The organism is Nocardioides sp. NPDC058538 (assembly GCF_042719275.1).
In the GTDB taxonomy this organism is placed as follows: Bacteria; Actinomycetota; Actinomycetes; order Propionibacteriales; family Nocardioidaceae; genus Nocardioides.
Genome location: NZ_JBHXNY010000001.1, coordinates 170635 through 183571 on the forward strand (window position 1 = coordinate 170635; position 12937 = coordinate 183571).

The 12937-nt window shown below is 69.1% G+C and carries 11 protein-coding genes, 1 pseudogene and 1 riboswitch; of the genes and pseudogenes, 11 read left to right on the forward strand and 1 reads right to left on the reverse strand.

Annotated features, from left to right (window positions below; translation table 11 throughout):
* The first annotated feature begins 20 nt into the window (after positions 1-20).
* A riboswitch (TPP riboswitch) is annotated at positions 21-129 on the forward strand.
* The 8 genes and pseudogenes from ACFWQC_RS00875 to ACFWQC_RS00910 all read left to right on the forward strand — a co-directional run bounded on the left by ACFWQC_RS00875 (position 126) and on the right by ACFWQC_RS00910 (position 8656).
* Complete coding sequence (locus tag ACFWQC_RS00875) at positions 126-1187, forward strand: thiamine ABC transporter substrate binding subunit (RefSeq protein ID WP_378671784.1); 1062 nt, start codon at positions 126-128, stop codon at positions 1185-1187. (Overlaps the previous riboswitch by 4 nt.)
* Positions 1184-2842, forward strand: a complete 1659-nt coding sequence (locus ACFWQC_RS00880) for an ABC transporter permease (RefSeq protein WP_378671786.1) — start codon at positions 1184-1186, stop codon at positions 2840-2842. The genes ACFWQC_RS00875 and ACFWQC_RS00880 overlap by 4 nt, the downstream gene beginning before the upstream one ends.
* An 18-nt stretch (positions 2843-2860) precedes the next feature.
* Entirely contained in the window at positions 2861-3889 is a 1029-nt protein-coding gene (locus tag ACFWQC_RS00885) for an ABC transporter ATP-binding protein (RefSeq protein WP_378671788.1), read from the forward strand.
* 11 nt (positions 3890-3900) lie between these two features.
* Positions 3901-4968, forward strand: coding sequence for a phosphatase PAP2 family protein (locus tag ACFWQC_RS00890; protein WP_378671790.1), 1068 nt, complete (start codon positions 3901-3903; stop codon positions 4966-4968).
* Between the two features lie 31 nt (positions 4969-4999).
* A complete protein-coding gene (locus ACFWQC_RS00895) occupies positions 5000-6913 on the forward strand; it encodes an acyl-CoA dehydrogenase (protein WP_378671792.1) in 1914 nt (637 codons plus the stop codon).
* Positions 6914-7135: 222 nt separating this feature from the next.
* A pseudogene (locus ACFWQC_RS00900) lies at positions 7136-7270 on the forward strand (type IV toxin-antitoxin system AbiEi family antitoxin domain-containing protein); the annotation flags it as partial.
* Between the two features lie 3 nt (positions 7271-7273).
* The gene (locus ACFWQC_RS00905; protein WP_378672304.1) at positions 7274-8077 is read left to right on the forward strand and encodes a hypothetical protein; all 804 of its coding nucleotides are present in this window, start codon (positions 7274-7276) and stop codon (positions 8075-8077) included.
* A gap of 36 nt (positions 8078-8113) precedes the next feature.
* Complete coding sequence (locus tag ACFWQC_RS00910; RefSeq protein WP_378672277.1) at positions 8114-8656, forward strand: AAA family ATPase; 543 nt, start codon at positions 8114-8116, stop codon at positions 8654-8656.
* Positions 8657-8815: 159 nt separating this feature from the next.
* On the opposite strand, the gene ACFWQC_RS00915 is transcribed toward ACFWQC_RS00910, so the two are convergent.
* Entirely contained in the window at positions 8816-9307 is a 492-nt protein-coding gene (locus ACFWQC_RS00915) for an inorganic diphosphatase (RefSeq protein WP_045549276.1), read from the reverse strand.
* An 86-nt stretch (positions 9308-9393) separates the two neighbouring features.
* On the opposite strand from ACFWQC_RS00915, the gene dacB reads away from it, so the two are divergent.
* The 3 genes from dacB (at position 9394) to tilS (ending at position 12913) form a co-directional block, all read left to right on the forward strand.
* The gene (dacB, locus tag ACFWQC_RS00920) at positions 9394-10773 is read left to right on the forward strand and encodes a D-alanyl-D-alanine carboxypeptidase/D-alanyl-D-alanine-endopeptidase (RefSeq protein ID WP_378671794.1); all 1380 of its coding nucleotides are present in this window, start codon (positions 9394-9396) and stop codon (positions 10771-10773) included.
* 24 nt (positions 10774-10797) lie between these two features.
* The gene (locus ACFWQC_RS00925; protein ID WP_378671796.1) at positions 10798-11847 is read left to right on the forward strand and encodes a zinc-dependent metalloprotease; all 1050 of its coding nucleotides are present in this window, start codon (positions 10798-10800) and stop codon (positions 11845-11847) included.
* Between the two features lie 82 nt (positions 11848-11929).
* Positions 11930-12913: a tRNA lysidine(34) synthetase TilS gene (gene tilS, locus ACFWQC_RS00930; protein WP_378671798.1), complete on the forward strand. Its 984-nt coding sequence runs from the start codon at positions 11930-11932 to the stop codon at positions 12911-12913.
* Positions 12914-12937 lie beyond the last annotated feature (24 nt).

Genomic DNA, 12937 nt, shown 5'->3' on the forward strand with positions numbered 1-12937 from the left:
TCGCAACCAGTAGTGTTGGCGGGAACAGACAGGGGAGGCCGGAAGGCCTGAGAGTGCGGCGAACAGCGCCGCAGACCCTCCGAACCTGCTCCGGTTGATACCGGCGAAGGGAGTCAGGAATGCGCATGCGTACGCCTGCCATCGCTGCCACTGCTATCTCGGCGCTGCTGCTGTCCGCGTGCGGGGGCAGCCCCGCTGAGCCGGACGCCGAGCCGTCGAGCGGAGCCGACGACAAGACCGTCGTGCTGCTGACCCACGACAGCTTCACGCTGCCGAAGGAGGTGCTGGCCGAGTTCACCGAGAAGACCGGCTACACCGCCGAGATCCGGCACGCGGGCGATGGTGGCGAGCTGACCACCAAGATCGCCCTGGACACCGGCAACCCCGACGGTGACGCGGTCTTCGGCGTCGACAACACCTTCGCCAGCCGCGCGATCGACCAGGGCGCGCTGGAGGCCTACACGCCGAAGACGATCCCGGCTGGGGTCGACGAGTTCAACCTCCCGGGCGACGAGAAGCACTTCCTCACCCCGGTCGACAACGGCAGCGTGTGCGTCAACATCGACACCGAGTGGTTCGCCGCGAAGAAGCTGACGCCGCCGACGTCGCTCGACGACCTGGCCGAGCCGGCGTACAAGGATCTCTTCGTCACGCCGGGTGCGGCGACGTCGACGCCGGGGATGGCGTTCCTGCTGGCGACCGTGGCCGAGTACGGCGAGGACGGCTGGGCCGACTACTGGGGCAAGCTGATGGACAACGGCACCAAGGTCGTCGACGGCTGGGACCAGGCCTACTACTCAGACTTCACCCAGGGCGGCGGCAAGGGGACGCGACCGATCGTCGTGTCGTACGACTCCTCGCCGGCCTTCACCGTCAAGGACGGCAAGACGACGACCAAGGCGCTGCTGGACACCTGCTTCCGACAGGTCGAGTACGCCGGTGTGCTCGAGGGCGCCGACCACCCCGAAGGCGCCAAGGCGCTGATCGACTTCATGCTCTCCGACAGCGTGCAGGGGGCACTGCCGGAGAGCATGTACGTGTTCCCCGTCTCCTCCGGCGTCGAACTGCCTGCCGACTGGGCGAAGTTCGCCCAGCAGCCGACCTCGCCACTCTCGGTGGAGCCTGAGGAGATCGACGAGAACCGGGAAGCGTGGCTGGCGACCTGGAGTGACACGATCGCGCAGTGAGCTCCACCCGTCGTGCTGTGACCCGGCGAATCGGGACCCTGGTCGCGCTCGCCGCTCTCCCGGTGGCCGTGCTGGCGGTCTTCTTCGTCCTGCCGGTCATCGGGATGGTGCAGCGCGGCCTGTTCTTCGAAGGATCCTTCGATCCGTCGGTCGTGACCAGGATCCTGGGGCGCCCGGAGATCCAGCGCGCGCTCTGGTTCACGCTGTGGTCCTCGGGGCTGGCGACGGTGCTGAGCGTCGCGCTCGGGCTGCCGGCCGCCTTCGCGCTCTATCGGCTGAGCTTTCCGATGCAGCGGATCATCCGGGCGGGGCTGCTGGTGCCGTTCGTGCTTCCCACCGTCGTCGTCGGTGTCGCCTTCCGCGAGCTCATCGGCGAGGCCGGGCTGTTGGCCGGGTTGGGGCTCGACGGGACGCCGACGGCCATCATCCTCGGGCTGGTCTTCTTCAACGCCTCGGTGGTCATCCGTGCGGTCGGGGCGGCCTGGGAGTCGCTCGACCCGCGCCCCGGGGAGGCCGCTGCCGCTCTCGGAGCGTCGCCTTCCCGGGTCCTGTGGACGATCACCCTGCCCGCGCTGCGTCCCGCGATCGTCTCCGCGGCCTCGGTGGTCTTCCTCTTCTGTGCGACCGCGTTCGGGATCGTGCTCACCCTCGGCGGGGTGCGCTACAACAGCATCGAGACCGAGATCTACAAGCTGACCTTCACGCTGTTCGACCTTCCCGGTGCCGCGGTGCTGTCGGTGCTCCAGCTGGTGGTCGTCATCGGGCTGCTGGTCGTGGCCGGCCGACTGCGCTCGGTGCCGGATCCCGCGCAGTCCCGGGTCGTCGTACGCCGCCGGCGGGTCTCGCTGCGAGACATCCCGGCTCTGTTGTCGACGTCGGTGCTGGTCCTGCTGGTCGCCGGGCCGCTGCTCGCCCTGCTGCTCGGGTCGCTGCGAGACGATGACCGGTGGAGTCTCGGGAACTACGCGGCCCTGCAGACTCCCGGGTTCGACCCTCCGCTGCCGGTGCCGGTCACGACCGCGCTGATGACCTCGCTGGCGGTTGCGGTGCAAGCCTCCTTGGTCGCGCTGGCCCTCGGGCTGCTGGTCGCTTTCGCGGTGACGCGCCGGTCCCGTTCGGTGGCCGAGCGGCGGGTACGTTCCGTCCTGGACGGGCTCTTCATGGTGCCGCTCGGGGTCAGCGCCGTCACGCTGGGGCTCGGGCTCTACCTGACCCTCGGGTCCGCCCCGCTCGACTTCCGCGACGAGCCGTGGCTGGTGCCGCTCGCACAGGCTCTCGTCGCGTTGCCCCTGGTCGTACGCACCCTGGTGCCGGTCCTGGGATCGGTCGACGACCGCCTCCGCCAGGCCGCCGCCGGGCTCGGGGCCGGGCCGTTGCGCGCGGTCATGACCGTGGACGTACCTGCCATCTGGAAGCCGCTCCTCGCCTCCTCCGGGTTCGCGTTCGCGGCGTCGCTCGGGGAGTTCGGCGCGACCTCCTTCCTCGTGCGCGAGGAGCGCCCCACCCTCCCCGTCGTCATCCTCCGATTGCTCTCCCGTCCAGGCTCGGACAACTACGGCATGGCCCTCGCCGCCGCCTGCGTCCTCGCAGCCACCACCGCCGTCGTGATGCTCCTCGTCGAGCGTCTCCGCGTACCTTCGATCGGAGCACTGTGAACCAGGATCGAGGTTGCGATGCTGTCGCTGCGTGAGGTGTCGGTGGCGTACGACGGGAAGGCGGCCGTCTCGGACGTCAGCCTGGAGCTGGCGGACGGGGAGGTGCTGGCGCTGCTCGGGCCGTCGGGGTCGGGGAAGTCGACGCTGCTGCGGGCCGTGGCGGGGCTGGAGCCGGCGTCGGGGGAGATCAGCTGGGACGGGCGGGAGCTGCGCGGGGTGCCGACGCACAAGCGTGGCTTCGCGCTGATGTTCCAGGACGGGCAGCTGTTCTCGCACCTCAGCGTCGCGAACAACGTCGCCTACGCGATGCGGTTGCGCCGGATCCCGGCCGCCGACCGTACGAGGAAGGTCGCCGACCTGCTGGAGCTCGTCGGCCTGGGCGGCTACCAGGACCGCCTCCCGGGCACGCTGAGCGGTGGCGAGCGGCAGCGGGTCGCGCTCGCGCGGGCGCTCGCGGTCGAACCGCGGCTGCTGCTCCTCGACGAGCCGCTCTCCGCGCTCGACGCCGGGCTGCGGGAACGGCTCGCGGGGGACCTGCGTCGGATCCTGCACGAGGCGGGCACCACCGCGCTGATGGTCACCCACGACCAGGAGGAGGCCTTCGCGGTCGCCGACCGGATCGCGCTCCTGCGCGACGGTCACCTGGTGCAGGCGGGAACCCTGCGGGAGGTGTGGGCGAGGCCCACGGACACCTGGGCCGCCCTGTTCCTGGGCTATGCCCGCGTGCTCGAGGGGCCGGCGGCGTACACGGTCCTGAAGGCCGCCGGGATGGCACCGGCCGAAGCGGTTGCGCTGCGCCGCTCGGCCTTCGTCGCCGACCCGTCCGGACCACTCACCGGCACCGTGGTCTCGGCCAGGGCCACGCCGGAGCAGCACCGGCTCGTCGTACGTCTCGATGACGTCGGGGACGTCGACGCCGTCGCCGACTCGGCACCGGCGCCGGGGGAGTCGGTCAGGCTGAGGGTCGAGCCGAATCGGCTGGCGATCCCCGCATCGGCCGAGGGATCAGGCACCCAGGAATCGGCAGAGCAACCACCGGCCACTTAGAATTAGCGGCTATGTATCGTCGCGCTCAGATCTTCCTCGTCAGCAGCGCGCTGATCTTCGGCCTGATCGCAGTCGTGACCGCGCAGATCGTCGACAAGCGCATGCTCGACCCGGAGGGCTTCCTCGGACCGTCCTGGCTCCGCCTTCCCCTCCTCGTCGGAGCTGCGCTCCTCGTCGACCTCGTGCCACGAACGCTGTGGAAGTCGAAGTTCAGGTGGAAGGACATGGGGCCGATCTTCAAGGAGCGGGTCCGCACCCACTGGACCCGTGAGCGGCTGACGCTGGTGGCGTTGGGCATCGTCTGCTTCTACCTGGTCTACGTCTGCTACCGGAACCTCAAGTCGTTCCTGCCGTTCGTGGTGCCGGAGACCTATGAGTTCGACCACGAGCTGCACCTGATCGACAAGGCGGTGTTCTTCGGCGCCGACCCGGCGATCGTGCTCCACGACCTCCTCGGCACCGGCTGGGCGGCCTGGTTCCTCTCCTACATCTACATGTGGTTCCTGCCGCTGGTGCCGTTCGCCGTCGCCGGCTGGCTGGTGTGGTCGCGCAACCTCGCCTACGGCTACTGGTTCGTGAGCTCGCAGTGCATCGCCTGGATCCTGGGCACGGTCTCGTACTACTGCCTGCCGACGGTCGGTCCGGGCCTGCAGTACCCCTATCTCTACGCGGACCTGCCCGAGACACCGGCGAGCACACTGATGGAGTCGCTGGTCTTCACCCGACAGCACGTGCTCTTCGACGTCGACGCCAACGTGGTGCAGTCGGTCGGTGGCTTCGCCTCGCTGCACTGCGGCATCACCCTGCTGGTGGCGCTGATGATCCAGGCGACGGTCAACAACAAGATCGCCCGCTGGGCCGGTTGGATCAACTTCGGGATCACCGTCGTCGCGACCATCTACTTCGGCTGGCACTACCTCGCCGACGACATCGCGGGCTGCATGATCGCGCTCGTCGCCTTCTACTTCGGCGGCCTGGCGGCCGGCCAGAAGTTCCAGCGCAAGGGTGTGCGGCGACTCGTCGCGGAGTCCGACGAGATCGCCGACCGCGAGTCGAAGGTCGCCCACGAGCTGACCTGATCCGGGCTTGATCGAGGCTTAAGGTGGCGGTGTGACCGCCATCGATGCAGCCTCATTGACCGCACTTCTCGACGGGCGATACGCGGGAGTCCGGGAGGACGTACGCAAGTCCCTGATCGAGCGTGCCGACTTCCTCGACGAGGTCGAGGAACTGTCCCGGCCGGAGTATCGCGAGCGCGTACGGGAGGTGCTTCTCGACGTCTCCGCGTCCGGTCTGACCGGGCTCGGGTTCCCGAAGGAGTACGGCGGGGGCGGTGACGTCGGCGCCTCCATCGCCGCCTTCGAGGAGATGGCCGGCGGCGACCTGTCTCTGCTGGTGAAGTCGGGCGTGCAGTTCGGGCTCTTCGGAGGCGCGATCCTGCAGCTCGGGACCGCGCGCCACCACGATCGGTATCTCGCCGACATCGTCTCCGGGAGCCTGCTCGGGTGCTTCGCGATGACCGAGCACGGCCACGGGTCCAACGTGGCCGCCGTGGGGACCGTGGCCACCTACGACCCGGATGCGCGGGAGTTCGTCATCGAGACGACCCGGGAGGATGCGTACAAGGACTACATCGGCAACGCCGCGGCCCACGGTGAGCTCGCGGTCGTCTTCGCCCAGCTCGTGGTCGGCGGCGAGGAGCGCGGCGTCCATGCCCTGGTGGTGCCGATCCGGGTGGGCGGCGCGCCTGCTCCCGGCGTCCGGATCGAGGACGACGGACCCAAGATGGGGCTCAACGGCGTCGACAACGGACGACTGTGGTTCTCGGGCGTGCGGGTGCCGCGTACATCCCTCCTGAACCGCTTCGCGGACGTCACCGAGGCCGGCGAGTACGTCTCCGAGATCGAGTCGGCCGGGCGGCGCTTCTTCACCATGCTCGGCACGCTCGTGCAGGGACGCGTCTCGGTCGGCGGCGCCGGGATCCGGGCATCCGAGGTCGCGCTGACGATCGCGGTCCGCTACGCGCTGCGGCGCCGGCAGTTCGAGGCGTCCTCGGACGCCGAGGAGTCGCTGCTCCTCGACTACGGCCAGCACCAGCGGCGGCTGCTGCCGTTGCTCGCGCGGACCTATGCGCTGCGCTTCGCGCAGGAGGTCGTACGCGACGACCTGCACGACGTCTTCTCCGGCGTCACGACCTCCGAGCACGCCCGGCGCGAGCTCGAGTCGCGAGCGGCCGGCACCAAGGCCCTGGCGACCTGGCACGCGACCCGAACGATCCAGGAGTGCCGCGAGGCCTGCGGCGGGGCCGGCTATCTGGCCGCCAACCGGTTTGCGGCCCTGAAGGCCGACACCGACGTCTTCACGACCTTCGAGGGCGACAACACGGTGCTGCTGCAACTGGTCGCCAAGGGCCTGCTCACCGGCTACTCCAGCGAGTTCGAGGAGATGGACCAGCTCGATCTCGTACGCTTCGTGGCCGGTCTCGCCGTCGAGACGGTCTTGGAGCGGACCGCCGTGCACAAGCTGCTCGAGCGGGTCCGCGACGTCGTCCCGATCGCTGGGGAGCGGGAGCCGGACATCCTCGACTCCGACTACCACCTGGCGATGCTGCGCTTCCGCGAGGAGCACATGCTCGCCGGCGTCGCCCGGCGGCTTCAGTCGGGGGTCAAGGCCGGGCGCGAGCCGGGGGCGGTCTTCTCGACCGTGCAGGACCACGTCATCGGTGTCGCTCATGCGCACGTGGAGCGGCTGGTCCACGAGGCGTTCCGCGAGAAGGTCCGCGGGCTGCCTTCGGGGGCTGTGCGGGATCTGATGGACGTCCTCTGCGACCTCAGCGCCCTCTCGGTCATCGAGGCCGACCGCGCCTGGTTCATGGAGCACGGCCGCCTCTCCTCCGAGCGCTCCAAGGCCATCACCGCCGAGGTCAACCGCCTCTGCCGCCAGCTGCGCCCGGATGCGCGGCTGCTCGTCGACGGCTTCGGCGTGCCGGAGGAGCTGCTGCGGTCGGAGGACCTGCTCGGCTGAGGGGCGGCGGATGCTCACCGAGGTAACTCGGTTGGGTGGCGCTTACTTCGTGGAACTCCGCGAGGTAAGCGCGCGGCCACCGAGGTAACTCGGTGAGCATCCACCAGCGCACCGCGCGATAACGGGCCGCTGACTCTCCACAGGCGGCGTTCGGGTCCGGGTTATCCACAGCCAGCCGATATCTGGTCGGAAACGTCGGTGTGAGGGCAAACCCTGGGACGCATGGACCCACTACGACTCATCACCGCCGCTGAAGGCTTCTTCACCCGCCGCGAAGCCAAGAACGCCGGCTACGCAGACCGCGAGATCACCGGGGTCGTCCGTCAGGGCGCATGGCGTCGGATCAGACGCGGGGCGTACGTGTTCGCCGACGAATGGGCAGCACTCGACCCGGTCGGACGACATCGCGTGCGTGCCCGAGCCGTGCAACGTTCGCTGGGCAGCAAGATCGCTCTGAGCCACGTGTCCGGCATGGTCGCTCACGGGATCGACCTGTGGGGTGTGGACCTCGCCAAGGTGCACGTGACCAGGCTCGATGGCGCAGGAAGACCGCTCGAGGGAGACGTCGTCCATCACCTGGGTGTCATCGGGGAGGAGGAGATCGAGATACGCGACGGGCTGCGTACGCTGCCTGCGGTGCGATGCGCGCTGGAGACGAGCCTCCAGGCCCACGACGAGGTCACTCAGTGCCTTCTGGATGCCGGTCTTCGAGCGAAGGCATTCACGAAGGAGGAGCTGATCGCCGAATACAAGCGGATGAACCAGTGGCCCTTCAGCCATCCGCTCGGAGCCGCCGTCGCACACGCTGATCCGTTGTCGGGATCGATCGGGGAGTCGCGCTGCCTGTGGATGTTCCGCGTCGGAGGGCTACCACGTCCTGAGCTTCAGGTGCCTGTCTATCGGGCGGACGGTTCGCTGGTCGGCGTCGTCGACTGGGCTTGGCCGCAGTTCCGGTTGTTCGGTGAGTTCGACGGCAAGGTGAAATACGGAAAACTGCTCAGGCCTGGTCAGTCGCCCAGCGATGCGGTGTTCGAGGAGAAGCGGCGTGAGGACGAGATCAGAGAGATCACTGATTACGGTTTCGTACGCGTCATCTGGGATGACCTGTACAGCCCGCACCGCACGTTGGGTCGGTTCAAGTCCCGGATGCAGATCGCCAGCTGAAACCCAAACGGATGGTTGACTGACCATGTGGCCAGGATGATCCTCATCAACGGAATGCCCGGGGTGGGTAAGTCGACGCTCGCCAGGCGCTTCGCGGCCGACCACCCGGGCACGCTGGTGTGTGACATCGATCTGCTGCGTACCTTCATCAGCGGGTGGCGAGGCGACTTCATCGGCGCCGGCGCACGGATCCGCCCTGCGGTGCTGGGGCTGATCCGCGGCTACCTCAGCGAGTCCGGCGACGTCGTGCTTCCACAGCTGTTCGCCAGAGTCAGCGAGCTCCAACGCTTCGAGGTGGCGGCGCGCGACGTCGGCGCCGAGTTCGTAGAGGTCATGCTAGAGGCCGTCGAGGACGACGCGTTACGCCGCTTCCACGGTCGCGACGACGGCAACGATCCCTGGCATCCGATCGTGAGGGAGATCGTGGCGGAGTCCGGGGGCGACGAGCACCTCCGTGCGTACGCCTCCAAGCTCGCCGACCTGGTGGCCCAGCGCCCCGCGACGAAGGTCGTCCGCAGCGTCGCGGGCGAACTGGAGGCGACGTACGACTCTTTGCGCGCCGCGCTCGGTGAATGCTGACCGAGTTACCTCGGTGAGCATCCGCGCCCTGACCGAGTTACCTCGGTGAACGAACACTTCCTTCGCGGAACTCCACGAAGGAAGTGACACCCGACCGAGTTACCTCGGTCAACGTTCACGCGCCCTGACCGAGTTACCTCGGTCAGCCAACCGACCGCCTCAGTGAGCGGTGTTCTTGAACCGATCGATCGAGGCGGCGATCTCCGACTCCGCAGCAGCCTTGCCGACCCAGTCGGAGCCCTTGACGGTCTTGCCGGGCTCGAGGTCCTTGTAGTGCTCGAAGAAGTGCTTGATCTCGTTGAGCGTCCACTCGTCGACATCCGCGAGGTCCTGGATGTGGTCGAAGCGGGGGTCGCAGGGGACGCAGAGGACCTTCTCGTCCTGGCCCTTCTCGTCCTCCATGACGTACATCGCGACCGGGCGGGCCTCGACCAGCACACCCGGGAAGAGCGGGTAGGGGGTGAGCACCAGCGCGTCGAGCGGGTCACCATCCCCACCGAGGGTGTCTTCGATGTAGCCGTAGTCTGCGGGGTACATCATGGAGGTGAACAGCACGCGGTCGAGTCGAAGCCGGTTCGACTCGTGGTCCACCTCGTACTTGTTGCGGGATCCCTTGGGGACCTCGATCAGTACGTCGAACTCCTGCGTCACTTCTCTGCCTCCAGACAAACCCAAAAACGGAATGCCGGACAGTCTGACACCGATCGGCGTCAGACCCGGCATCGAGGAGGATATCCGTGGAGCCCCAAAGCGCGCCGAAGTGGCCCTCCGAGGAGCCGGAGGAGAGCCGCGGGAAGCTGGCGATCGTGGTGCCGCTGGTGCTCGCGCTGCTGGTGGCTGCCGCGGCAGGGGCGTACGCCCTGGGGTGGGTCCGCTACGCCCGCGGCAACGTCGCGCCGACCCCTCCGCCCGCCCCGTTGAGCATCGCCGCCGTCAGCCCCGCGGCGGTCGCGGGCGAGCAGACCAGAGCTCCGGGAAAGCCTGATCAGGCCGCGCTGGAGCAGGTGATGCGGGAGATGGTCGGCGACAAGCGGCTCGGCAAGCACCTCAAGGCGGCGATCGCGCCGCTCGCGGGCGACCCGCTGGTCACCCACGGCACCGGGGCCGCGACCCCGGCGAGCGTCACCAAGCTGCTGACCAGCGTCGCGGTGCTCGAGGCGTACGGCCCCGAGCGCCGGTTCGAGACCAGCACCACGCTCCAGGGGAGCACCGTCACCCTCGTCGGGGGAGGTGACGCATCTCTCAGCTCCAGCGACCTGGACGCCCTCGCCGCCGAGACGGCGCGGGAGCTCGGCACCACCAAGTCGGTCACTCTGGCCTACGACGACAGTCTCTTCGGTGGTCCCACGGTGAGTCCCACCTGGCGACGCACCTACCTGGGCGAGGAGGTCGGCGGGATCACCGCGCTGTCGGTCGACCACGGCGGCTCCCAGCTGACGGGTTACAGCCGGGACCCGTCGGCGCAGGCCGCCGAGCAGTTCAAGAAGGCCCTGGCCAAGCACGGGATCAAGGTCGTCGGGAAGCCCGCGAGGGGAGCGAAGGCAGGCACCCAGCTCGCCGTACGTCAGGGCGACACGCTGCGCGAGATCGTCGAATACACCCTGCAGCACAGCGACAACCAGCTCGCCGAGATCCTCGCCCGCCACGTCGGGGTCGCCGAAGGAGCACCGACGTTCGACGGCTCCACCGCGGCGATCACGGCCACGCTGAAGGAGCTCGGCATCGACACCACCGGCCTGGTCCTCCGCGACGGCTCCGGCCTCTCCCGGCAGAACCTGATCCCGCCGACGCTGCTGGTGAGTACGCTCCAGACGGCCGCCAGCCCCAATCGTCCCGAGCTCGCGCCGGCGATGACGGGCCTTCCTGTCGCCGGCTGGGTCGGCTCCCTCTCGCGGCGGTTCAACTTCGACGCCGAGCCGGGTCGCGGCCGCGTCCGGGCGAAGACCGGAACCCTCACCGGCGTCTCCGGGCTCTCCGGCATCGCGGTCGACGCCCGCGGTACGCCGTTCGTCGTCGTACTCATGGCCGACGGCTTCAAGCCGCCGCAGACCCTGGACGTACGCGACGCCCTCGATGACGCGATGACGGCGGTCGCGACGTGTCGATGCTCGGCATAGGTCCGGTCGGATACGGTCGTACGCATGACCCATCGTGCTGAGGACCCCGCCCCGTCCGGAGCGACCATGGTCGACTGGGACCTGGCCGTACGCCTCGGTGCGACGGTCGGTGGAGATGGCCCGATCGTCTCGCGCAGCGAGGCTCAGCACGCCGTCGAGGAGCTGCGCGCGGACGCCGCCAAGGCGACCGAGTTCGTACGCGCCTTCACCGGTCTGGACGCGCCCCGCGACACGGCGCCGGTCCTGGTGGTGGACAGAAGGGGCTGGATCCAGGCCAACGCCGACACCTTCGCCCACGTGATCTCGCCGGTGGTCGACCGGATCACCGCGAAGCGCGCCCCGGGAACCCTCACCCAGGCAGTCGGCTCCAAGATCAGCGCTGCCGAGGTCGGCGGCCTGCTCGGCTTCATGTCCTCGAAGATCCTCGGCCAGTTCGACCCGTTCTACGGGCCGTCGGGGCGGCTGCTGCTGGTCGCGCCCAACGCGGTCCACGTCGAGCGCGAGCTCGGCCTCGACCCGACCGACTTCCGGCTGTGGGTCTGCCTCCACGAGGAGACCCACCGGGTCCAGTTCACCGCCAGCCCGTGGATGCGCGACCACCTCTTCGCCCAGATCGAGGGCCTCTCCGAAGCGATGGACCCGGCCTCGATCTTCGACGGCGGCCTGCAGCGCGTCACCGAGGCGCTCAAGGGCAACGGCAGCATCGTGGACGCGTTCGCCAAGCCCGAGCAGAAGGAGATCATCGACCGGGTCACCGGGATGATGTCGCTGCTCGAGGGCCACGCCGACGTGGTCATGGACGACGTCGGCCCCGGCGTGATCCCGAGCGTCACCACGATCCGCAAGGCCTTCAACAAGCGCCGCCAGGGCATCGGCGTACTCGACCGCCTGCTGCGCCGCCTGCTCGGGCTGGAGGCCAAGATGGCCCAGTACCGCGACGGCGCGAAGTTCGTACGCCACGTGGTCGACCGGGTCGGCATGGAAGAGTTCAACGCCGTCTTCGTCGGCCCCGAGAACCTCCCGACCAAGGCCGAGATCGTCGAGCCGGACGCCTGGGTGACCCGGGTCCTGTGAGCGAGCGCCAGCGAGCGACAATCCAATACAGCATGCCGCCGCTTCCGTATTCTTCGCTCTCCTCGACGGAGGCGGCGGCGGCATGAGCCTGCACCCTTCGGTTGCTGCGGTACGCCGCCCTGTCCGCGCCGCACTGGAGCGGCTCGAGCCGGGCGAGAAGGTGATCGTCGCCTGCTCCGGGGGAGCGGACTCGCTGGCGCTGGCCTCGGCCGCGGTCTTCGAGGGCCACAAGCTCGGGCTGCACATCATCGGCGCGACCGTCGACCACGGGCTGCAGGACGGCAGCCAGGCGCAGGCCGCGAAGGTCGTCGGACAGCTCGCCGAGATGGGCGCCGACGAGACCGTGACCGCGACGGTGGAGGTCAAGGCCGACGGCGAGGGCCCCGAGGCCGCGGCGAGGCAGGCGCGTTACGCGGTCCTCGACCAGCTCGCCGAGCGCTTCGGCGCGAGCGTGATCCTGCTCGGCCACACCCGCGACGACCAGGCCGAGACCGTGCTGCTGGGGCTGACCAGGGGCTCGGGCGCGCGCAGCCTCTCCGGGATGCGAGCCAGTTTCGACCGCTACCGAAGGCCGCTCGTGGCGACGACCAGGATCGACACCGAGACCGCCTGCCAGGTCGAGGGCCTCGACTTCTGGCAGGACCCGCACAACCGCGACTTCGCCTACACCCGCGCGCGCATCCGCCACCGCGTCCTGCCCACGCTGGAGGAGGACCTCGGCCCAGGGGTCGCCGACGCGCTGGCTCGCACCGCCGAGCAGCTCCGTGAGGACGCCGACTTCATCGACGACATCGCCGAGGCGATGCACCGCGAGCTCGGCGGATCCCTCCCGGTCGAGACCCTCGCCGGGTATCCCTCCGCCGTCCGCACCAGAGTCCTCCGGCTCGCCGCCATCGAGGCCGGCAGCCCGCCGGCGGAGCTCACCCGTGAGCACGTCAAGGCCGTCGACGAGCTGGTCACCGGCTGGCACGGCCAGCGCTGGATCGACCTCCCAGGACACCTGCGGGCGAAGCGTACGAACGGTTGTATCGCCTTCGAATCGGGACCGTTCACGCCCAGCACTTGAGCGACGCAGCAAGGAGGGAGCGTG

Coding starts and splice junctions, on each gene's coding strand:
- ACFWQC_RS00875 (WP_378671784.1), top strand. CDS start 126: ATGCGTACGCCTGCCATCGCTGCCACTGCTATCTCGGCGCTGCTGCTG.
- ACFWQC_RS00885 (WP_378671788.1), top strand. CDS start 2,861: ATGCTGTCGCTGCGTGAGGTGTCGGTGGCGTACGACGGGAAGGCGGCC.
- ACFWQC_RS00890 (WP_378671790.1), top strand. CDS start 3,901: ATGTATCGTCGCGCTCAGATCTTCCTCGTCAGCAGCGCGCTGATCTTC.
- ACFWQC_RS00910 (WP_378672277.1), top strand. CDS start 8,114: ATGATCCTCATCAACGGAATGCCCGGGGTGGGTAAGTCGACGCTCGCC.
- ACFWQC_RS00925 (WP_378671796.1), top strand. CDS start 10,798: ATGACCCATCGTGCTGAGGACCCCGCCCCGTCCGGAGCGACCATGGTC.
- tilS (WP_378671798.1), top strand. CDS start 11,930: ATGAGCCTGCACCCTTCGGTTGCTGCGGTACGCCGCCCTGTCCGCGCC.